Annotated in this window: 27 protein-coding genes; 16 read left to right on the top strand and 11 right to left on the bottom strand. The window is 71.9% G+C overall.

Annotation, left to right across the window (positions count from 1 at the left end; all coding sequences use genetic code 11):
- Positions 1 to 31: 31 nt before the first annotated feature.
- Together O2L01_RS18500 and O2L01_RS18495 are read left to right on the top strand one after the other, a co-directional pair.
- Positions 32 to 784 (top strand): maleylpyruvate isomerase family mycothiol-dependent enzyme, encoded by a 753-nt coding sequence (locus O2L01_RS18500; RefSeq protein WP_270123488.1) that lies wholly within the window; start codon positions 32 to 34, stop codon positions 782 to 784.
- A 75-nt stretch (positions 785 to 859) separates the two neighbouring features.
- Positions 860 to 1,303 (top strand): hypothetical protein, encoded by a 444-nt coding sequence (locus O2L01_RS18495; RefSeq protein WP_270123487.1) that lies wholly within the window; start codon positions 860 to 862, stop codon positions 1,301 to 1,303.
- 13 nt (positions 1,304 to 1,316) lie between these two features.
- Here O2L01_RS18495 and O2L01_RS18490 read toward each other — a convergent pair whose 3' ends face one another.
- The 4 genes from O2L01_RS18490 to O2L01_RS18475 are packed head-to-tail and all read right to left on the bottom strand — an operon-like array spanning position 1,317 to position 4,915.
- Positions 1,317 to 1,814: a methylated-DNA--[protein]-cysteine S-methyltransferase gene (locus O2L01_RS18490; RefSeq protein ID WP_270123486.1), complete on the bottom strand. Its 498-nt coding sequence runs from the start codon at positions 1,812 to 1,814 to the stop codon at positions 1,317 to 1,319.
- A complete protein-coding gene (locus O2L01_RS18485; protein ID WP_270123485.1) occupies positions 1,811 to 3,325 on the bottom strand; it encodes an AlkA N-terminal domain-containing protein in 1,515 nt (504 codons plus the stop codon). Before O2L01_RS18485 ends, O2L01_RS18490 begins: the two co-directional genes overlap by 4 nt.
- Before the next feature lie 50 nt (positions 3,326 to 3,375).
- Positions 3,376 to 4,350, bottom strand: coding sequence for a tyrosine-type recombinase/integrase (locus O2L01_RS18480; protein WP_270123484.1), 975 nt, complete (start codon positions 4,348 to 4,350; stop codon positions 3,376 to 3,378).
- 28 nt (positions 4,351 to 4,378) lie between these two features.
- Positions 4,379 to 4,915: a DUF1697 domain-containing protein gene (locus tag O2L01_RS18475; RefSeq protein ID WP_270123482.1), complete on the bottom strand. Its 537-nt coding sequence runs from the start codon at positions 4,913 to 4,915 to the stop codon at positions 4,379 to 4,381.
- 75 nt (positions 4,916 to 4,990) lie between these two features.
- Here O2L01_RS18475 and O2L01_RS18470 point away from each other — a divergent pair, with 75 nt between their 5' ends.
- Positions 4,991 to 5,410, top strand: coding sequence for a secondary thiamine-phosphate synthase enzyme YjbQ (locus O2L01_RS18470; RefSeq protein WP_270123480.1), 420 nt, complete (start codon positions 4,991 to 4,993; stop codon positions 5,408 to 5,410).
- Here O2L01_RS18470 and O2L01_RS18465 read toward each other — a convergent pair.
- Positions 5,407 to 6,372: an aldo/keto reductase gene (locus O2L01_RS18465; protein WP_270123479.1), complete on the bottom strand. Its 966-nt coding sequence runs from the start codon at positions 6,370 to 6,372 to the stop codon at positions 5,407 to 5,409. The genes O2L01_RS18470 and O2L01_RS18465 overlap by 4 nt on opposite strands.
- A gap of 102 nt (positions 6,373 to 6,474) precedes the next feature.
- Between O2L01_RS18465 and O2L01_RS18460 the strand changes: the two genes are divergently transcribed.
- From O2L01_RS18460 to O2L01_RS18445, 4 genes are read left to right on the top strand one after another with little or no spacing between them, the layout of a single operon-like run.
- A complete protein-coding gene (locus O2L01_RS18460) occupies positions 6,475 to 6,849 on the top strand; it encodes a MerR family transcriptional regulator (protein WP_270123478.1) in 375 nt (124 codons plus the stop codon).
- Between the two features lie 57 nt (positions 6,850 to 6,906).
- Complete coding sequence (locus O2L01_RS18455; RefSeq protein WP_270123476.1) at positions 6,907 to 7,659, top strand: nucleotidyltransferase domain-containing protein; 753 nt, start codon at positions 6,907 to 6,909, stop codon at positions 7,657 to 7,659.
- A gap of 11 nt (positions 7,660 to 7,670) precedes the next feature.
- The gene (locus O2L01_RS18450) at positions 7,671 to 8,216 is read left to right on the top strand and encodes an AAA family ATPase (protein ID WP_270123474.1); all 546 of its coding nucleotides are present in this window, start codon (positions 7,671 to 7,673) and stop codon (positions 8,214 to 8,216) included.
- Positions 8,209 to 9,081: an aminoglycoside phosphotransferase family protein gene (locus tag O2L01_RS18445; protein ID WP_270123473.1), complete on the top strand. Its 873-nt coding sequence runs from the start codon at positions 8,209 to 8,211 to the stop codon at positions 9,079 to 9,081. Before O2L01_RS18450 ends, O2L01_RS18445 begins: the two co-directional genes overlap by 8 nt.
- Before the next feature lie 59 nt (positions 9,082 to 9,140).
- Here O2L01_RS18445 and O2L01_RS18440 read toward each other — a convergent pair whose 3' ends face one another.
- Both O2L01_RS18440 and O2L01_RS18435 read right to left on the bottom strand, forming a co-directional pair.
- Positions 9,141 to 9,638 carry a tetratricopeptide repeat protein gene (locus O2L01_RS18440; protein ID WP_270123472.1) on the bottom strand — a complete coding sequence of 166 codons (498 nt, stop codon included), beginning with the start codon at positions 9,636 to 9,638 and terminating at the stop codon, positions 9,141 to 9,143.
- Between the two features lie 35 nt (positions 9,639 to 9,673).
- Positions 9,674 to 10,399, bottom strand: coding sequence for a hypothetical protein (locus tag O2L01_RS18435; RefSeq protein WP_270123471.1), 726 nt, complete (start codon positions 10,397 to 10,399; stop codon positions 9,674 to 9,676).
- A gap of 38 nt (positions 10,400 to 10,437) precedes the next feature.
- Here O2L01_RS18435 and O2L01_RS18430 point away from each other — a divergent pair, with 38 nt between their 5' ends.
- Complete coding sequence (locus O2L01_RS18430) at positions 10,438 to 11,112, top strand: maleylpyruvate isomerase N-terminal domain-containing protein (RefSeq protein WP_270123470.1); 675 nt, start codon at positions 10,438 to 10,440, stop codon at positions 11,110 to 11,112.
- Here the strand turns inward: O2L01_RS18430 and O2L01_RS18425 are convergent.
- Positions 11,109 to 11,813 carry an HNH endonuclease family protein gene (locus O2L01_RS18425; protein ID WP_270123469.1) on the bottom strand — a complete coding sequence of 235 codons (705 nt, stop codon included), beginning with the start codon at positions 11,811 to 11,813 and terminating at the stop codon, positions 11,109 to 11,111. The genes O2L01_RS18430 and O2L01_RS18425 overlap by 4 nt on opposite strands.
- Positions 11,814 to 11,929: 116 nt before the next feature.
- Here O2L01_RS18425 and O2L01_RS18420 point away from each other — a divergent pair, with 116 nt between their 5' ends.
- The 3 genes from O2L01_RS18420 (at position 11,930) to O2L01_RS18410 (ending at position 13,947) form a co-directional block, all read left to right on the top strand.
- Complete coding sequence (locus tag O2L01_RS18420; protein WP_270123468.1) at positions 11,930 to 12,448, top strand: P-loop nucleotide/nucleoside kinase family protein; 519 nt, start codon at positions 11,930 to 11,932, stop codon at positions 12,446 to 12,448.
- A gap of 81 nt (positions 12,449 to 12,529) precedes the next feature.
- The gene (locus tag O2L01_RS18415; RefSeq protein ID WP_270123467.1) at positions 12,530 to 13,669 is read left to right on the top strand and encodes a WD40/YVTN/BNR-like repeat-containing protein; all 1,140 of its coding nucleotides are present in this window, start codon (positions 12,530 to 12,532) and stop codon (positions 13,667 to 13,669) included.
- The gene (locus tag O2L01_RS18410) at positions 13,666 to 13,947 is read left to right on the top strand and encodes a MoaD/ThiS family protein (RefSeq protein ID WP_270123466.1); all 282 of its coding nucleotides are present in this window, start codon (positions 13,666 to 13,668) and stop codon (positions 13,945 to 13,947) included. Before O2L01_RS18415 ends, O2L01_RS18410 begins: the two co-directional genes overlap by 4 nt.
- Positions 13,948 to 14,007: 60 nt before the next feature.
- Here O2L01_RS18410 and O2L01_RS18405 read toward each other — a convergent pair whose 3' ends face one another.
- A complete protein-coding gene (locus O2L01_RS18405) occupies positions 14,008 to 14,559 on the bottom strand; it encodes an FKBP-type peptidyl-prolyl cis-trans isomerase (protein WP_270123465.1) in 552 nt (183 codons plus the stop codon).
- A 184-nt stretch (positions 14,560 to 14,743) separates the two neighbouring features.
- Here O2L01_RS18405 and O2L01_RS18400 point away from each other — a divergent pair, with 184 nt between their 5' ends.
- The 5 genes from O2L01_RS18400 to O2L01_RS18380 all read left to right on the top strand — a co-directional run bounded on the left by O2L01_RS18400 (position 14,744) and on the right by O2L01_RS18380 (position 17,918).
- On the top strand, positions 14,744 to 15,340 hold the full coding sequence (locus tag O2L01_RS18400; protein WP_270123464.1) for a rhomboid family intramembrane serine protease: 597 nt from the start codon (positions 14,744 to 14,746) through the stop codon (positions 15,338 to 15,340).
- Positions 15,337 to 15,561 carry a hypothetical protein gene (locus O2L01_RS18395; RefSeq protein ID WP_270123463.1) on the top strand — a complete coding sequence of 75 codons (225 nt, stop codon included), beginning with the start codon at positions 15,337 to 15,339 and terminating at the stop codon, positions 15,559 to 15,561. The genes O2L01_RS18400 and O2L01_RS18395 overlap by 4 nt, the downstream gene beginning before the upstream one ends.
- 91 nt (positions 15,562 to 15,652) lie before the next feature.
- Complete coding sequence (locus tag O2L01_RS18390) at positions 15,653 to 16,042, top strand: GntR family transcriptional regulator (RefSeq protein ID WP_270123462.1); 390 nt, start codon at positions 15,653 to 15,655, stop codon at positions 16,040 to 16,042.
- Positions 16,039 to 16,932: an ABC transporter ATP-binding protein gene (locus O2L01_RS18385; protein WP_270123461.1), complete on the top strand. Its 894-nt coding sequence runs from the start codon at positions 16,039 to 16,041 to the stop codon at positions 16,930 to 16,932. Before O2L01_RS18390 ends, O2L01_RS18385 begins: the two co-directional genes overlap by 4 nt.
- Positions 16,929 to 17,918, top strand: a complete 990-nt coding sequence (locus tag O2L01_RS18380) for an ABC transporter permease (protein ID WP_270123459.1) — start codon at positions 16,929 to 16,931, stop codon at positions 17,916 to 17,918. The genes O2L01_RS18385 and O2L01_RS18380 overlap by 4 nt, the downstream gene beginning before the upstream one ends.
- 82 nt (positions 17,919 to 18,000) lie before the next feature.
- On the opposite strand, the gene O2L01_RS18375 is transcribed toward O2L01_RS18380, so the two are convergent.
- Entirely contained in the window at positions 18,001 to 18,408 is a 408-nt protein-coding gene (locus tag O2L01_RS18375) for a VOC family protein (protein WP_270123458.1), read from the bottom strand.
- 81 nt (positions 18,409 to 18,489) lie between these two features.
- Entirely contained in the window at positions 18,490 to 19,023 is a 534-nt protein-coding gene (locus O2L01_RS18370; protein ID WP_270123457.1) for a GNAT family N-acetyltransferase, read from the bottom strand.
- Positions 19,024 to 19,229 lie beyond the last annotated feature (206 nt).

Here is a 19,229-nt window from a genome sequence, read left to right as displayed (position 1 = left end):
CGGTGTCGTACCCGGGTGCGACGATCGAGGGATGGATTTCACCGCCCTCCGCGCCCACCTGACCGCCGAAGCCGCCCGCCTCCAGGCCGCCGCGGCGGCGGCCGCGCCCGACGCGCCCGTCCCGACCTGCCCCGACTGGACCGCCGCCGACCTCCTCGACCACGTCACCGAGACCTACGACCACAAGATCCAGTCGATGCGGCGGCTCAAAGACCCCGGCGAGGACTTCCGGATCGCGCGGCCCGGGACGCCCGCCGCGCAGTACGCGGCCGCGCTGGCCGACCTCGAGGCCGAGTTCGACGCCCGCGGACCCGAGAGTCTCGCGTTCACCTGGTACGGGCCGGACCAGACCGTCGGGTTCTGGATCCGCCGCATGGCCCACGAGACGGTGATCCACCGCGTCGACGCCGAACTGGCCGCCGGGGGCCCGGCCGGGCCGGTCGACGCGGACCTGGCGCTCGACGGGGTCGACGAGATGGCGCAGGTGATGCTCACCTGGGGGTCGCGGGCCTACCGCGAATGGGTCGCGCCGGTCCTGGCGGGCAACGACGGGCTCGCGGTCGCGCTCGAGACCGGCGGCCGGGCCTGGACGGTCCGGGTCGCCGACGGCGCGGTCACCGCCGAGGACGGGACCGCAGCCGACGCGCAGGCCGTCGTCACCGGCACGGCAGGGGAGGTCCTGCTGTGGCTGTGGCGGCGCGTCCCGGCCGACGCCGTGACGATCGACGGCGACGCCGATCGCGCTGCGGCCCTGTACGACATGATCGGCGCGTTCGCCCAATAACCGCGAACCGCCGCGGCGCCGGGCCCCCGGGGTGGACGTGACGGTCACTCGCGGGATTCGGGTAGGGTCGCGGCCATGAAACCCCCGCCGCAGCCGACGGTCCGCCGCGCGATGATCGCCGCCGTGTGGCTCGTGTGCGTCTTCGGGGGGCTGCTCGCCGCGGTGTGGGGCGTCGCGTGGGCCCTCGAAGGCGGGCCCGAGCCGAGCATCGCCACCGTCGCCCAGGCCACCCACCTGTCCTACCCCGAGAGCACCGAGGTCGCCGAGGCGGACCTGACGCAGATGGACTCGCCGACCCCGGGCGACCGGGCCGAGGTCACCGTCGAGATCCCCTCGGAGGACTTCGACGACTTCCTCGCCGACAACGCCATGGACGCGCCGCTGGTGGCCGGGGTGAGCCCCGGCGGCACCGCCACCGGGACCCTCCCCGCCGGGTGCACCGCCGAGATCTGCTACGCCGCGAACATCGTCGTCGAATCCGAGACGGTCACCGTCGAACTCACCGTCACCCTCATCTGAGCGTCCTTGCGGCTCAGGCGAAGAGCGCCGGTTCGCCGCGTTCGAGCGACAGCAGCCGCTCCTTGCGCCACAAGCCGCCCGCGTAGCCGGTGAGCTTCCCGTTCGCGCCGATCACCCGGTGGCAGGGGACGACGATCGCGATCGGGTTGCGCCCGTTCGCGAGCCCGACCGCGCGCACCGCCTTGCGGTCCCCGATCCGCTCCGCGATGTCCATATAAGACACGGTTTCGCCGTAGGGGATGCGGCACAGCTCGGCCCACACCTTGTGCTGGAACGCGGTGCCCTGCGCGGCCAGCGGCAGGTCGAACTCCTTGAGCTCGCCCGCGAAGTACGCCTCGAGCTGGTCGACCGCGGCCTCCAGGACCGGGGTGGCCTCCTCGGGCCCCCACGCGTCCTTCATCTCCTCCACGCCCATGTGGACGTAGGTGACGCCTTCGTCGACCGCCGAGACGGCCATGAGCCCCAGCGGGGACTCCATCGTCAAGTGCCTGGCACTGCTCACTGCGGTCATGTCGCGGTCTCCCTGTCGTCGGTCGGCAGATGGTTCGTCGGGTGCTCACTGGAGGCCCACAGGTACTGGACGGCGTAGGCCCGCCACGGCCGCCACGCCTGCGAGCGCGCCTCCAAGGCGCGGCCGGCCCCCAGGTCGAGGTGCCGGGCGCCTTTGATGACGCCGAGGTCCTTGACCGGGAACGCGTCCGGGTCGCCCAGGGCCCGCATCGCGATCATCTCGATCGTCCACGGCCCCACCCCCGGCACCTCGGCCAGGGCGGCGCGCGTGCGGCCCCAGTCCGCGCCCGGCCCCACGTCGACCCGGCCCGCCGCGAGGGCGTCCGCCAGCGCGAGCACCGTCGCCTTCCGCTTCCCGGGCATGGGCAGGTGGGCGGGGTCGGCGGCGGCGATCGCCTCGGGCGACGGGAACAGGCGAGTGAGGCCGCCGTCGGGGTCGTCGACGGGTTCACCGTAGCGTTCGGCGAGGCCGGCGGCGATGGTGGCGGCCGAGGCGGTGGCGATCTGCTGGCCGATGACGGCGCGGATCGCGTACTCGGGGCCGTCGGCTTTGCGCGGGACCCGCCGACCGGGGGTCTTCGCGACCAGGGGCGCGAGCACGGGGTCGGCGGCGAGGGCTTCCATGGGGGCCTGTGGGTCGGCGTCGAGGTCGAGGGCGCGGCGGCAGCGGGCGACCGCGGCGGTGACGTCCCGCAAGTCGCTGACGCGCAGGCGGCATTCGATGTACCCGGGGCCGGGCCGGAGGGCGGCGGTGCCGGGGCCGTGGGGCAGGCGCAGGGTGCGGCGGTAGGCGCCGTCGTGCCATTCCTCGACGCCGGGGGCCGCGGCGGCGGCGAGGTGCCCGAACAGGTTCGACGGTTCGAACGGCTCGCGGTAGGCCAGGCGGAGCGTGATCGCGCCCCCGCCGGTCGCGGTGCCGCCTCGGGCTTTGGTGCTCTGGGTCTTGATGCGGAGCTCGGTGGGGGAGCAGGCGAAGACGTCGGCGACGACGCGGTTGAACGCCCGGATGGACGCGAACCCGGCGGCGAACGCGACCTGTCCCATCGGCAGGTCGGTGTTCTCGATCAAGGTGCGGGCGACCTGGGCGCGCTGGGCGCGGGCGAGTGCGGCCGGTCCGGCGCCGACTTCGGCGATGAGGAGGCGTTCGAGCTGCCGCAGGGAGTAGCCGAGGCGCTGGGCGAGGCCGGCGGCGCCGTCGCGGTCGACGACGCCTTCGCCGATGAGGCGCATGGCGCGGGCGCACACGTCGCTGCGCCAGTCCCACGCGGGGGAGCCGGGGGAGGCGTCGGGGCGGCAGCGTTTGCACGCCCGGTACCCGGCTTCCTGGGCGGCCGCGGCGGAGGCGTAGAACCGCTGGTGCTCGCGTTTGGGTTTCACGGCAGGGCAGGAGGGGCGGCAGTAGATGCGGGTGGAGGTGACGGCGAGGAACACCCAGCCGTCGAAGCGGGCGTCGCGACCGGCGACGGCGGCCTGCATCCGCTCCTCGTCGCCGATGATCGCGTGGAAGTCCATGCCCTCAAGACTGCCCGCCGGGTCCGACAACGGCTAGCCAGAATGCGACATCACGCTTCGGGGAGGTGGAGGCGGTCGACGGCCTCGCGGGAGCGGCGGGCCGGGCGCCGGTCGTACCGGGCGGTCGTGGCCGGTGAGGCGTGGCCGACGAGGGACTGGGTGATGGCCAGGTCGACGCCGGCGTCGAGGAGCTCGCCGATGAAGGTGCGGCGGAAGTCGTGGGGGGTGTGGCGGCGCTGGCCGGCTTCGACGAGGCGTTTCATGAGGAGGTCGGCGATGGCCTGGCCGGTCATGCCGGAGAGCTGGCTGCCGGTGCGGCGCAGGCGCCCGGCCTTGTTGATGGGGCAGAACAGGGCCCCGGGGTCGTTGCCGCGCACGGCGGTCCACCGGTCGATGCGGGCCTGGGCGGCCTCGGTGACGTAGACGGCGCGTTCCTTGTTGCCTTTGCCGACGATGCGGATGGAGCGCTCGGCCGGGTCGTAGTCGGCCAGGCGCATGGAGGCGATCTCGGAGCGGCGGCAGCCGGTGGAGTAGAGGGTGGCGAGGACGGCGGCGTCGCGGGCGCCGGCGGGGCCGGGGTCGGCGTCGCACGCGTACAGGGCGGCGCCGAGGGCTTCGGCGTCGACCTGCTGGCCGACGGGGAGCCGCTGGGCTTTGACCGGTTGCAGGTCGCAGGCCCGCTGGTAGTCCTCGGCGGCCATCAGATCGAGCCGCCAGGCTTCTTTGAGGACGCGGCGCAGCGCGGCGAGGTGCTTGTTGACGTAGGCGCCGGACCAGCCGGCGTCGATCATGGCCGCGCGCAGCCGGGAGGTGTGCTCGTAGCGCAGCAGGTGCCAGGGCTGGCCGGCGCCGGTGGTCTCGGGGTCGCCGGAGAGGAGCTGCGCGATGCGGTCGAGGCAGCCGCGCATGGTCCGGCGCGACTCGGCCGACCCGAGCGTGTCCAGGTAGGCCCGGTACGGGTCGGCCCCCGGTCCCGCGACGGCAGGCGTGGCGTTCCAGTCGATCCCGGCGATCTCAGCGGACATGCGTTTCACGATAGTCCAAGCCCCGCAGTCATTCCGGCGTCTGGTCGGCGGCCATGTCCCGCAGTCTGCGGACCGTCCGCAGGTTCCGGGTCGTCGCGTCGAGGGCCCCGAGGGGCTTCCAGAACCCGGTCCGGTCCAGCGTGGAGCGGCCCATCCCCTCGGGGTAGTACACCCACACCTCGCTGCCGTCCACGCGGGCCTCCTCGGGCCGGCCTGCGGGGACGGCCAGGTCGGGGGCGGTTCCGGACAGGAACGTCACGGTCACCTTCGACTCGTCCAGGCCCCGGCCCGCGAACGGGTCCGCCGCGACGACCCGGTCCAGGTCCGTCCCGGAGCGGACCATGACCGGCACGGTGTGCCCGAACGCCTCGGCGACGACGGCCGCGACCCGTTCGCCGACCGCTGTCGCGTCCCGGTCGGCGTCGAGGACGACGTTCCCGGACTGGATGTAGGTGCGCACCCGGTCGAACCCGGCCGCCTCGAGGGCCGCGCGCAGCTCGGCCATCGGGACCTTCCGGTGCCCGCCCACGTTCACGCCCCGCAGGAATGCCACATAGGTCGCCACGAATCTCCTCCCGCCGCAGTGGACACAACGTACCCCGACGGTACGACACCGGTCGGCGTGGCAAGATCGGCGGTTATGAGCTCGGCGTTCCACACCACCACCATCGCCGTCCACACGGGACGACGCGAACACGTCAAGGACCTCACCGGCGACTGCGAGGCGTTCCTGACCGCCGTGGGCGCCCGCGACGGCCTGCTCAACGTGTTCGTCCCGCACGCCACCGCCGGCATCGCCGTCATCGAGACCGGGGCGGGGTCGGACGAGGACCTCCTCGACGCCCTCGCCGACCTCCTCCCGCGCACCGACCGGTGGCGCCACCAGCACGGCTCGACCGGGCACGGGCGCGACCACGTCCTGCCCGCCCTGGTCGCCCCGCACGCCACGCTCCCGGTCGTCGCCGGCCGCATCGCCCTGGGCACCTGGCAGTCGGTGCTGCTGGTCGACACCAACCGCGACAACCCCGACCGGACCGTGCGCCTGAGCTTCCTCGGCTAAGCCGCCGCGGTCAACCGGGCCCACTGATCGGCGTCGAGCTTCACGTCGAACCCGGCCGCGACCTCGTCCAGCTGCGCCACCGACGACACCCCCACCAGGGGGATCACCGGCGCCGCATGCCCGGCCAGCCACGCCAGCACCACCTGGTTGCGCGTCGCGCCCGTCTCACCCGCCACCTCATCGAGGACCTTGAGGCGGGCATCGGTGCCGGGGTGCCGGTAGTGCTCGCCCAGCGGCTTGCCCGGGTTCACGTACGCCCCCGACAGGAGCGAGGAGTACGCCAGCAGCGCCGCCCCCGGCGTCTCGGCCACGAAGTCCAGGTCCGACGGCTCCGCGTGCACATGCCCGCCCTCCGGCAGGACCGTGCCCGGCCGCGGCTTCAGGTACGAGTACCGGTTCTGCATCGCCGTATACGCCGCCGCACCGCTCGCGGCGGCGACCCCGCGGGCCCGCTCGACCCGCCACGCGGTGTGGTTCGACGCCCCGACCATGCGGGCCTTCCCCGCCCGCACCACCGCGTCGAACCCAGCGACCGTGGCCTCCAGCGGCGTCTCCCGGTCGTCGCGGTGCGACCAGAACAAATCCACCCGGTCCGTCCCCAGCCGGCCCAGCGACTCCTCCAGGCCCGCGCCGATCCGCTCGGCCGTCAACGGCTCCGAATGCTCCAAGCCGCCGCCCGGGAACGACGGCCGCCGCCCCACCTTCGTCGCGATCACCAGGTCGTCCCGGTTCCCGCGCGCGGCCAGCCACCGCCCCAGCAGCAGCTCCGACTCGTCCCCGGTGCCCCCGTCGATCCAGAACATGTAGCAGTTGGCGGTGTCGATGAAATTCCCGCCCAACTCGACGAACCGGTCCAGGATCGCGAAACTCGCCGCCTCGTCCTGCACCCCGCCGAGGGCCATGGCCCCCAGGCACAGCCGCGACACTTCGATCCGGTCCGGCCCCAATGCGATCCGCTCCACAGCGGTCTCCTTCCACTCGCGTCGTATGCCCCCGACGCTAGGACTTGGAGTGGACTCCAACGCAAACCCGCAGGCAGTGGACGTGGGGTATCCTCGTTGCTCGTGGCACACAATGCAACCGCGGCGACCTACACGATCGGCGAATGCGCCCGCCGCTCCGGCTTCACCATGGACACCCTCCGCTACTACGAACGCATCGGCCTCATCGACGCCGTCGAACGCACCGCGACCGGCCAGCGCCGCTTCACCGACGCCGACCTCGAATGGCTCGGCACCTTGAAATGCCTGCGCGACACCGGCATGCCCGTCGAGCAGATGGCCCGCTTCGCCGACCTCGTCCGCGACGGGGACGACACCATCCCCGAACGCATCCGCCTCCTCGAAGCGCACCGCGTCGCCGTCGACGACCGCATGGCCGACCTCGCCGCCAAACGCGACTACATCTCCGGCAAGATCGCCTACTACCGGACCGTCTGACGGATCCTCCGAAAAACCCCGTCGACACCCGCCCCGTCCGGTCGCGATACTCGACGCGTGCACCACCACGACCACGCGCTGGCGATCGCCGAGCGCCTCGCCGCCGAACACGCCCCCGCGGCACTCGGCATCGGCCTGTTCGGATCGGTCGCGGCCGGCACCGACCACCCGCACTCCGACATCGACCTCATCCTCGCCGCCGACAGCGACACTGACAACGACACCGGCACGGGCACCGCGGTCGTGCAGTCCGAGGGGCGCATGGCCACCCTCACCCGCAAGACCCCGGATGACCTCGAGGCCGCGTTCACCCGCCCCTGGGAAGCGGTCACCGCCGTCGCCGCCTGGCGCGGCGCGCGCCTCCTCCACGACCCCGACGGCACCATGGCCCGCCTCCAGGCCCGCGCCCACGCCTGGACGTGGGACCAGATCCCCGACGCCGACCATTGGGCCGCAAGCGAACTGGTCGGCCTCGCCGAAGAAGTCCACAAGGTCCACGGCATGCTCGCCACCGGCAGGGACCGCGCGGCCGCCGCGAACCGGGCGATCCTCGCCCTCCAACTCGCCACGCCCCTCGCCGCTGCGCACCGGCTCACCTGCGGCTCCGAGAACGACCTGTGGGACGCCGTCGCCGCCGCCGAGGGCCCCGCCTGGGCCCGCGCGTGGGACACCGCCACCGGTGTCGCCCCCGCCGACCACGCCACCGGCTGCCGGGCCGCCCTCGACCTCTACCGGATCGCCGCCGACCGGCTCGCCGGCCACCTCGACGCCGCCGACCGCGTCATCGTCACCACCGCCCGCGACCTCTAGAAGGAATCCGTTTGCGCCGCTTCATCCTCACCGGAGCCCCCGGCGCCGGCAAGACCACCGTCGCCCGGATCCTCGCCGAGGCCGGGCACACCGTCATCCCCGAAGCCGCCACCGACCTCATCGAAGCCGCCCAAGCCGCCGGCGAGGACGCCCCCTGGGAGCGCCCCGACTTCTGCGAGGCGATCGCCGCGCTGCAACGGGAACGCCAACGCGCCGCGGACGCGCTGCCGGGCCCGGCGCAGTTCTTCGACCGGTCCCCGGTGTGCGCCCTCGCCCTCGCCCGCTTCACCGGCCACCCCGTCGGCCCGGTCCTCACCGCCGCACTCACCCACGCCGCCACCGTCTACCAGCCGCGCGTGTTCCTGTTCGACCTTCTCGGGGCGATCACCCCGACCCCGGTGCGCCGCATCAGCATCGACGACGCCCGCCGCTTCGAACGCGTCCACGTCGACGCCTACACCGAACACGGCTACCGGATCACCCGCATCCCCGCCGACACCCCGCGAGCGCGCGCACAGCGCCTCCTCGACCTCGTCAAGGACACCCCTGTTGACTGACATCACGACCGGACTCGTCCAGGCGCTCATCGCCGACCAGTTCCCGCACTGGGCCCACCTGCCCGTCACCCCCGTGCCGCGCCAAGGCTGGGACAACCGCACCTTCCGCCTCGGCGACACCCTCTCCGTGCGCCTGCCCAGCGGGCCCGGGTACGTCGCCGCCGTCGCGAAAGAAGACCGGGCGCTCCCGGCCCTCGCCCCGCACCTGCCCGTCCCCGTGCCCGAACCGGTCGCCACCGGCCGCCCCACCGACGCCTACCCGCACCCGTGGTCGGTCCGGCGCTGGCTCGACGGCGACACCCTCATCGACGCCGCCGGCGTCGACCGCGACCGCCTCGCGACCGACCTCGGCCGGGTCCTCACCGAACTGCGGCACGCCCCCACAAGCGACGGCCCGGCCGCGGGCCGGCACTCGTTCCACCGCGGCTGCCACCCCAGCGCCTACGCCGACGAAGTCCAGACCGCCCTGCGGATCCTCGGCGACCGCGTCGACGCGAAAGCCTGCGAGACCGCCTGGGCCACTGCGATGACCACCGTCTGGGGGCACGACCCGGTGTGGTTCCACGGCGACATCGCCGCCGGGAACCTCCTCGCCACCGGCGGGCGGCTCTCGGCGCTCATCGACTTCGGCACCTGCGGCGTCGGCGACCCCGCCTGCGACCTCCAGATCGCCTGGACCTACTTCGACCGGGCCGAACGCCGCCGCTTCCGCGACGCCGCCGGCCTCGACGACGGCACCTGGGCCCGCGCCCGCGCCTGGACGATCTGGAAGGCCCTCATCATGATCGCCGGAACCTCCGGCACCGACACCGACGGCGCCCAAGCCGCCAACCTCGAAGCGGCCCTCACCGACCCCCTCGACTAGACCAGGGCATCGATGAGGACCGCCCTGCCGCCATGCGGCACAACACCCCCGGAGCGGTACTAGACCGGGTCGAGCCCGACCAGGCCCCGCGCATAGTTCACCGTCGACCGCTGATAGCGCGGCAGCGTCGGCGCCAACGCGACCAGCGCCACCGACAGGCCCTCACGGTCGCGGCCGAGCTTCGCGAGCGTCAACGCCTCGCACATCGCCAGCGCCCCGTCGTACGCGTCCGAACCGCGCGCCTTCTCCTCGGCGATCATCTCCAAGGCCCGCTCGGGGTGCCCGGTCTCGCGCAGCGACGACGCCATCTGGATCGACACCCTTCGTCGCCGCACCCCCGACAGGCCCGCCGCGACCGCCCGCTCGTAATAGCCCACGGCCGTCTCGGTGAACCCGGTCGAATCGTGCGCGCCGCCGACCTCGAACAGCGCCACCGGATCCTCCGGGTCGCACTCGGCGGCCAGATCCTTCATCGCCTGCACGAACTCCTCGCGGCCCATCGCATCCAGCCGCTCCCACAGCGCGGCGAGCCGCGCCTCCCAAGCCTCAGTAACCATGTCCGGCAACCTACGCCACCGCGAGGGCCCCTCGCCTACCGGTCGGCCAGCCCGTCGGGCAGTGCACCCAGCCCGCCCAGCAGCACCAGCCGCTCATCGGCGTCCAGCGCCTCGTAGACCACGCCGTCGAGCCGGTTCGTCTCGGCCTCGATCGCGTCGCGCTCCGGGCCCGGCCCCAACGCCTGGACCTGCGCCACCGTCAGGCCCGCCGCGCCCCACGCGGCCCGGTGCGCGTCCGCCCGGTAGTGCCGCAGCGCCTCCAGCCGCGAGACCAGCAGCGCCGACGGCGACGCGCCCGCCGGCTCCCACACCGGCGTCAACGCCCGGAACACCGGACCGCCGTGCGCCTGCCCCGCCTCCAGCAGCCGCTCCACGAGCGGCAGCACCGCCTCCACCGCGGCCAGGCCCGGCAGCGACGGCGACGGCCGGAACGACCACAACCGCTCCGCAGCCGCAGCGAACACCCGCTCCGCCTCCAACGCCACCGCCCGCCCGTCCCCGGTCAACCGCCAGCACCCGTCGACACGCTCGACCAGCCCCGGCGCCTCGGCCGCCTCCGGATCGAACGGCCAATACACCATCCGCGCCGCCAGCGCCGACTCCGGCACCGGATGGTCCAGCAACGCGTAGAACACGTCGATCTCCACGCCCGGCGTCAACCCCCGCCGCCCGTACAACTCCCGGACCTGCGGACGCACCGCGTTCCGCAGCGACACATGGACCCGGTCGATCACCGGACGGACGACAGCGGCATACAGCATCGGCACTCCCACGGGCACAAGACAATAGGATGCCGCTCATGATCCCATCCGCGCTCACCGCGCTCGAGTGCGAGTCGCAGCGGCTCGCCGCCGTCCTCAACGCCCTCGATGACGACGCCTGGACCGCCCCGACCCGCTGCGCCCCATGGGACGCCGCCGCGCTGGCCGCTCACGTCACGATGGCCCTCGGGCGCCTCGGCCCGATGCTCGACGCCCCCGAACCCCCGGCCGCCCTCGTCGACGCCGCCGGGTACTACCGGCCCGACGAACGCTTCTCGCCCGAGACCGACGCCCTGCGCCTCGACTCGGCCGCCGAAGCCGCCCGCGACGGGGGACCGGCCGTCGCCGCCCGCTTCGACACCACCTGGCGGTCAGCGGTCGGACGGTGCGCCGCCGAACCGGCGTCCCGGCGCGTCACCACCCGCCACGGCGACCCGATGACCCTCACCGACTTCCTCACCACCCGCGTCGTCGAAGTCGCCGTCCACGGCATCGACCTCGCCGACGCCCTCCACCGGCCCCGCTGGACCACCCGCGAAGCCGCCGCGCACCTCACCGGGCTCCTCCTCGGCCCAGGCCACGACACGACCCTCGAACGGCTCGGCCTCGACCCGGTCGCGTTCATCGCGAAAGCCACCGGCCGCGACCCGTTCACCCCCGCCGAACACACCGAAGCCGAAGCCCGGGGGATCACCTGGCTCGCCCTCGGCTAGCAGCTCGAAGCCGTGTAGTCCAGCAGCGCGGCCTTCTCCGCCTCATCGACGGTGAGATGCCATTCGGTCTTCACCGCGACCCACGCCCAGATGTACGCGCACCACACGCCCTCATCCTCCGGCATCCACTCGGCCGGATCCTGATCCGACTTGGACCGGTTCGACGACGCGGTCACCGCGATGAGATGCCAGTTGTTCTCCTGCCAGTTCGCATACGCCTGACGGTCCTCGGTCGTCCAGTCGACCGCACCCGACCCCCACGCCTCCTTCAACGGCACGAAATGGTCGATGTCGATGTCACCCGAATCCGTGACCGTCTCGCCGTCGTACATCGAGATCCACTCGCCGGTCATCGCCCCGTCGCAGTCGGCCTCCGTCAGGCCGCCCGACCGGTCCTGCTTGACCAGCACGTCATCGCGCGCATCGCACCCGTTCCCGTCATCGTCCTTCCAGTGCGGGAACAACGACCGGTCATACCCGGCATCGCGCTCCTCGGCGACCTCCAGCGCCTCGATGTCCGCGTTCAGCGCCGCCGGGTCGACGGTGACGGTGAACGGCGCGGTGGCGCTGAACTCGTTCGACACCTGCGAACCGGACCCTGTAGGGGCGCCGGCGGTCGGCTCGTCGGCGAGATCGGCGAGGTCGGAGCAGCCGGCGGCGAGCACGAGCGGCAGGACCAGGAGGAGGCGGGAGGCGCGCATGGGAACGTCCTAACGGGACACGAACGGGCAGGTCGGCGCGGCAGTGCGCCCGGGGTGTTCGCAACGTAACACAAACGGGGAGCGCGGAACAGGGCCGCTCCTGCTAGATTCCGCGAATGATCGTCTGGCTCAACGGCAACTTCGGCGCCGGCAAGACCACGACCGCGCGCCTGCTCAAGGACGCCCTCCCCGCGCGGGTCTTCGACTCCGAGCACATCGGATTCCTCCTGCGTCCCATCATCGGCGACGTCCCGTGCCGAGACTTCAAGGAATGGGACCCCCGGCGCGGCCTCACGATCGAGACCGCCCGCCAGGTCCTCGACTACGTCGGCGGCACCCTCGTCATCCCGCAGTCGGTCCTCCAGCGCGAGTACTGGACCGAGCTCGCCGACGGCTTCGCGAAAGCCGGGATCCCCGTGCGCGCCTTCACCCTCCACGCCGAACGCGACACCTTCACCACCCGCGTCGAGCACGACGCCGAGGAGCCCACCGCGAAGCAGTGGCGCCTCGACCACTACGACACCTACCTGGCCGCCCTTGACGAATGGATGCGCGACGCCACCCACGTCGTCGACACCACCCGCCGCACCCCCGACGAAGTCGCCGCCGCGATCGCGGCCGCCGCGACCGGGTGAAACCCCGAACGGCCTGAAAACGTCACACCCTGGCGCGACGATGGGGGCTGACAGCCACACCGCACGGCAAAGGAGCCCGCCATGGCCTACCTCGTCCTCATCGGCACCCGCAAAGGCCTCTTCACCGCCACCAGCGACGACCGCGTCCACTGGTCCGTCGACGGCCCCGCGAAACTCGACGACGACGGGTTCACCGCCGTCGCCGAGATCTTCGCGATCGCCGCCGACCCCGCCACCGGCCGCGTCCTCGTCGGCGCCTCCACGTTCTTCGGCCCCTCCATCTGGCGCTCCGACGACGCCGCCGCCACCTGGTCCGAACCCGAGAACGCCCCCATGGCCTTCCCCCAGGACCTGCCCTACCGGCCCCTCGACTACTCCGACACCGCCGGCATCGACCAGCCCGACGCCGAGCAGACCAACACCGTCAAGAAGATCTGGCAGCTCGCCTTCGGCCCCGGCCGGCGCGTCTGGGCCGGCGTCGAACCCACCAGCCTGTGGACCTCCGACGACGGCGGGCAGACCTTCGAATTCAACCAGGCCCTGTGGGACCACCCCGAGCACACCACGTGGGCCTCCGGCGGCGCCGGGCCCGCCGTGCACACCATCGTCCCCGACCCCGGCGACCCCGCGACCCTCACCATCGCGATGTCCTCCGGCGGGATCTACCAGACCCACGACGACGGCAAGACCTGGAACGGCATCACCAAGGGCATCACCGTCGACTACGGGCCCGACCCCGAACCCGAGTCCGGGCACTGCATCCACAAGGTCACCCGCGACGCCGCCGGGACGCTCTTCGCCCAGTCGCACGGCCCGGCGTACCGCGCGACCCGGCCCGACGGCGGCTGGACCGACATCTCCGCGAACCTGCCCACGAACTTCGGGTTCGCGATGGTCGCCCACCCGACCCAGCCGGGCACCGTGATGGCCTGGCCCGTCGGCGAATCCATGGACCGCACCCCGCCCGGCCACCGCATCAGCGCCTGGCGGACCACCGACGGCGGCGACACCTGGGAGCCCTGGGGCACCGGCCTGCCCGAGGAGCCCTACTTCGGCACCGTCATGCGCGACGGCGCGTGCACCGACTACGCCGCCGACCCCGGCTGGTACTTCGGGACCCGCTGCGGCGACGTGTGGGCCTCGGACGACACCGGACAGTGGCACCTCGTCGCCGCCCACCTGCCCGACGTCCTCTGCGTGCGCGCCATGGAGACCCCGTGAACATCGACGTGAAACTGCCCGCCGCGCTCGCCTCCGAATGCGGCGGGAACCGCCACCTCGACGTCGACGTCCCCGACGGCGCCACGCTCGGCGACGTCCTCGACCTGGTCACCGCCGCCCACCCGCGCCTGGGCCGGCGGCTCCGCGACGAGGCCGGGCGGCTGCGCCGGTACGTGAACATCTACGTCGGCGACGAGGAGAGCCGCCGCCTCCAAGGCCTCGACACGCCCGTCAAAGGCCACGACATCCAGATCCTCCCGTCCATCGCCGGAGGCTGACCGACACGAAGAGAGGGGCGCCGCGCAACCGCGCGACGCCCCTCGAACAGCCTTGGGGGACTAGGACTTGCCGTTGATCGACACCACGTCCACCACGAAGACCAGGGTCTCGTTCGGGCCGATCACGCCGCCCGCGCCCTGCGCGCCGTAACCGAGCTCCGGCGGGATCACGATCAGGCGCCGGTCGCCGACCTGCGCGCCGACCAGGCCGTCGTTCCAGCCCTGGATCACCGGCGCCGAACCCAGCGGCGACACCGAGAACGGCTGCGCGCCACGGTTCCACGACGCGTCGAACTCCTTGCCGTTCGACCAGTTGAACCCCGCGTACTGGACCGCGACCGAGTCACCGGCCTTCGCCTCGGTACCCGAGCCCTCGACCACGTCGAACGTGAACAGCGCCTTCGGCGGCTCCTCACCGCTCGGCACCGAGACGACCGGCTTCGCGTCCGTCTCCGGCGAGACCGACACCTCGACACCGTCACTGATCTGCACCACGTCGGCACTCCCTTCCTCGGCGGCGCCGTCATCCGCGCCGCAACCCGCCAGCAGCCCCACGCTCACACACGCGGCGGCCACCGGCTTCCAAACTCGACTCAGCAGGCTAAAGGCCATCGAGGGAACCTATCATCCGAACCGGCCCCGTCCCGCCATCGCGCCCGACCCGAGCGAGCGGCCGCACAGACGCGCGCACCGACTACCCTTCAACACGACGACCCCGCACGACCGCACCCCTTGAACGACCGCGCCGCTGCAACGACTGCGCCCCTTGAACGACCGCGCCACCTGAAGGAACCCGATGACGCAACCCACCGGCCCCGCGCCCCTCCACCCCCTCCGCCGCGTCCTCACCCTCTGGGGCGCCGTCATCGCCCTCATGTGGCTCCTGCTCATCACCGACTGGATCGTCCCGGCCCACCTCACCGCCTACGGCATCACCCCGCGCAGCCTCGAAGGCCTCACCGGCATCGCCACCGCGCCGTTCCTCCACGCCGGCGCCGCCCACCTCGCCTCCAACACCGTGCCCCTCATCGTCATGGGCACCATCGCCGCCCTCCGCGACTGGCGCGGCATGTGGATCGCCCTCATCGTCGCGACCCTCGCCTCCGGCATCGGCGTCTGGCTGTTCTCACCGGCGCACTCGGTGACCGTCGGCGCCTCCGGCGTCGTCTTCGGGCTCCTCGGCTACCTCCTCGCCCGCGGCATCGTCATGCGCCGCATCGGCGACTTCCTCATCGCCCTCGCCGTCCTCGCCGTGTACGGGACCGCGGTGTGGGGGATCTTCCCGTCCCTGCCGCACATCTCCTGGCAGGGCCACCTGTTCGGGTTCCTCGGCGGCATCGGCGCCGCCTTCATGGCCCGCAACGCCGCCCGCGTCGCGGCGACCGAGCCGTGACCGCACCCTCCGGCTTCAGCTACACCCAGCGCGGGGACGGGACGATCGTCATCGTCCACCGCGGCCGGGCCGCCGCCACCCTCCGCGGCGCCCGCGCCGCCACGTTCCTCGCCGAGATCGCCGCGGGGGAGGAGCAGCACGTGATGGCCCGCTGGACCGGCGCCTACAAGTTCGGCAACGAACGCCACGCCCGCCGCCACCCCCGCAACCAGGGACGATAGACCCCGGCAGGGGAGTGGGACCACCCCGGGATTGACGGACCCACCCCCATGGACCTATAGTGCTAACATCCTAGTGAAATAGAGAAACTTCGTGATCGACTTCCACCTCGAACCGCGCTCCGGCGTGGCCCCGTACATGCAACTCGTCCACCAAGTCCAGCAAGCCCTCCGACTCGGCATGCTCGACGTGGGGGACCAGCTGCCCACGGTCAAACAAGTCGTCGCCAAGATCGCCATCAACCCCAACACCGTCCTCAAGGCCTACCGCGAACTCGAACGCCAAGGACTCGTCGCACCACAACCAGGACGCGGCACCTTCGTCACCGCCACCCTCGCCGACGACACCCTCGACGCCCACGCCGAACTCAAAACCGCACTCCAAGCCTGGATCACCCGCGCCCGCGAAGCCGGACTCGACGACGCCGCCATCCAAGCCCTCTTCGACACCACCATCAGAAAGGCACCACAGGTGACCCCATGAACACCCCAGTCCTCAGCACCGACACACTCACCAAGCGCTACGGCAGGCACACCGCCCTCACCGAAGCCACCCTCGACATCCCCGCCGGCCGCATCGTCGGCCTCGTCGGCCCCAACGGCGCCGGCAAATCCACCCTCCTCGCCCTCGCCGCCGGACTCATCCGACCCACCAGCGGCCACATCCACGTCCTCGGCCGCACCCCCGCCGCCGACGCCCACCAACTCGCCGACGTCGGCTTCGTCGCCCAAGACACCCCCGTCTACGCCACCCTCACCGTCGCCGACCACCTCACCATGGGCAAACGCCTCAACCCCACCTGGGACGACACCTTCGCCCGCACCCGCATCCAACAGATCGGCCTCGACCCGACCAAGAAAGCCGGACGACTCTCCGGCGGCCAGAAAGCCCAACTCGCCCTCACCATCGCCGCCGCCAAACGCCCCAAACTCCTCATCTTCGACGAACCCGTCGCCGCCCTCGACCCCCTCGCCCGCCGCGCCTTCCTCCAGAACCTCATGGAATTCGTCGCCGAACTCGACATCTCCGTCATCCTCTCCTCCCACCTCATCGGCGACGTCGAACGCGTCTGCGACCACCTCATCGTCCTCGCCGAATCCCGCGTCCAAGTAGCAGGCGAGATCGACGACCTCACCGCCAACCACCACCGCCTCATCGGCCCCCGCGGCACCCTCGACACCCTCCCCGACGGCATCGACCTCATCGCCGCCGACCACACCGACCGCCAGACCACCCTCATCGTCCACAACACCACCGGCCACCCCCTCGACCTCCCCGGCGCCGACACCATCGGCCTCGAAGACATGGTCCTCACCTACCTCCACCGCGCCGAAGGCCTCACCGCCCCGACCCTCCAGGAGACCCGCGCATGATCTGGCTGACCTGGCGCCAAATGCGCGCCCAAACCCTCTGGACCGCCGCCCTCATCGCCGCAGCCGCCGCCTACCTCCTCTACCTCGCAACCGACCTCCGCGACACCTACCGACTCACCATCACCGACTGCACCACCGCATGCGACGACGCCAAACACGCCTTCGCCGACACCTTCGGCCCCGGACTCCTCCTCATCGGACTCCTCCTCATCGTCGGACCCGCCCTCATCGGCGCCTTCTGGGGCGCACCCCTCATCACCCGCGAACTCGAAACCGGCACCCACCGCCTCGTCTGGAACCAGTCCGTCACCCGAAAACGCTGGCTCGCAGTGAAACTCGCGCTGGCCGGGGGAGTGAGCGTCCTGTTCACCGGCGGTCTCAGCCTGCTGCTGTCGTGGGCCGCCGAACCGTTCGACGGCCTCGTCAACTCCCGGTTCGAGCCGCTGACGTTCGCCGCGCGGGACCTCGCGCCGTTCGGATACGCGCTGCTGGCGTTCACCCTCGGGCTCGTCGTCGGCGTCCTCGCCCGCAAGACCCTCGTCGCGATGGCCGTGACGCTCCTGGTGTTCGCCGCGTTCCAACTCCTCATGGCGAACGTGGTCCGGCCGCACTTCGCCGAGCCGGTCACCGAGACCATCCAGTGGTCGGACGCGAACACCGTCGGCCAGATCGACTCGTTCGGCATCGGCCCCGAAGGCGCCGGCATCCAGGGGTACACGATCCCGGGGGCGTGGGTGATCTCGGACTACATCACCGTCTACAAAGGCGACGGCACGGAGGTCACCGAGGCGGACATCGAGGCCTGCGACAAGACCGGCGGCACCCCCGACGACTGCATGACCGGGTTCGACGCCTCGTTCGAAGTGGTGTACCAGCCCGCCGACCGGTACTGGGACTTCCAGTTGCTCGAACTCGGCGTCGCCGTCGGCCTCTCGGCCGTCCTCGCCGGGATCGCGTTCTGGCGGATCCCGCGCGGCCTCAACTGACTAGCGAGATTCCCGCAAGTAATGAATGAGCGAGCGGGTGCCGGACCCTGGGTCCGGCACCCGCTTCATCGTCGCGTCGGCGTCACTGGCCGGCGGTGATGTTGACCATCCAGTTGATCCCGAACCGGTCGACCAGCGCGCCGAACTCGTCGCCCCACATCTGCTTCTCGAGGGGCATGGTGATCGTCGCACCCTCGCCCAGGTTCTGCCAGTACGTCCGCAGGCGCTCAGCCTCGTCGCCGGAGATGCTGATCGAAAGATTCTGGCCGGGCTTGTACTCCATGCCGGGCGGCGTGTCGGAGGCCATGATCGTGTACCCCGCCTCAGAGGTGAGTTGTGCGTGCATGACCTTGTCGGACCCCGGCCCCGGCACCCCGGACTCACCGAAGGTCATCACCCTCAGCTCGCCGCCGAGGACGCTCTTGTAGAACTCCATGGCCTCCCGTGCGTCCCCGTTGAACTGGACGTACGGGTTGAGGATCGAACCCATCGCGGGCTCCCTTCGTCGTTGCGATACCGCCATCCTGGCAGCGGCATCGCACGTCAGGGCCCGAACGCGAGAACCCGGGAGCTAGGCGGCGGCCTTCCACTCGTCCACGAGCAGGCCGAGGATCACCTGGTCCAGGCACTCGCCCATGACCCACTCCGCGTCGCGCAGCACACCCTCGCGGGTGAAGCCGTTGCGTTCGGCGGCGCGCAGCATCGGGGTGTTGTCCGCCAGGGTCTCGATCTGCAGCCGACGCAGGCCGTGCACGACGAACCCGTAGTGGCACAGCACCGCGACGACGTCGGTGGCGAATCCCTTGCCGCGCACGGACGGCCGCAATCCCAGGCCGAGGTGGGCGGTGCGGTGGTGCTTGTCGATGCCCCACAGGTTCGCGACACCCGCCAGCGCGCCGTCCTCGAGGTCCACGACCGAGAAGTGGACGACGCCTTCCTTGGTGTCGTCGACGTTGAACGGCGCCTCCTTCGAGCCCGGGGTGTACGGCCGCCACGGGAGGCCGGTCGCACGGGCCGTGGTGAGCGGGTCGGTGAGTTCCTCGAGCAGTACGGGAATGTCGTCCTCATGGCGGGCCCTGAGCCCGATCTTGTCGCCTGTAAGCACTCACGTTTTCTACCAGACCCCGGCGTGCCCGTGCCACACCGATTTCCGGCCATCCGCTCCGGCGTGCCCCGGACCGGCGTTGCGGGCCCGATCGCGTCAATAGGGTCACCGACCCGACGAACGGGGGCTCGGTTCGCGGGAGGTCGTGTCTGGCCCCAGATCATCATTACTTGCGGGAACGGCACTTCTCGTGAGTTATACGGGTG

Source organism: Glycomyces lechevalierae (assembly GCF_027622945.1).
GTDB classification, from domain to species: Bacteria; Actinomycetota; Actinomycetes; order Mycobacteriales; family Micromonosporaceae; genus Glycomyces; species Glycomyces rutgersensis.
Note: the sequence above shows the minus strand (reverse complement) of the source record. Positions and strands in the feature narration are given on the sequence as shown.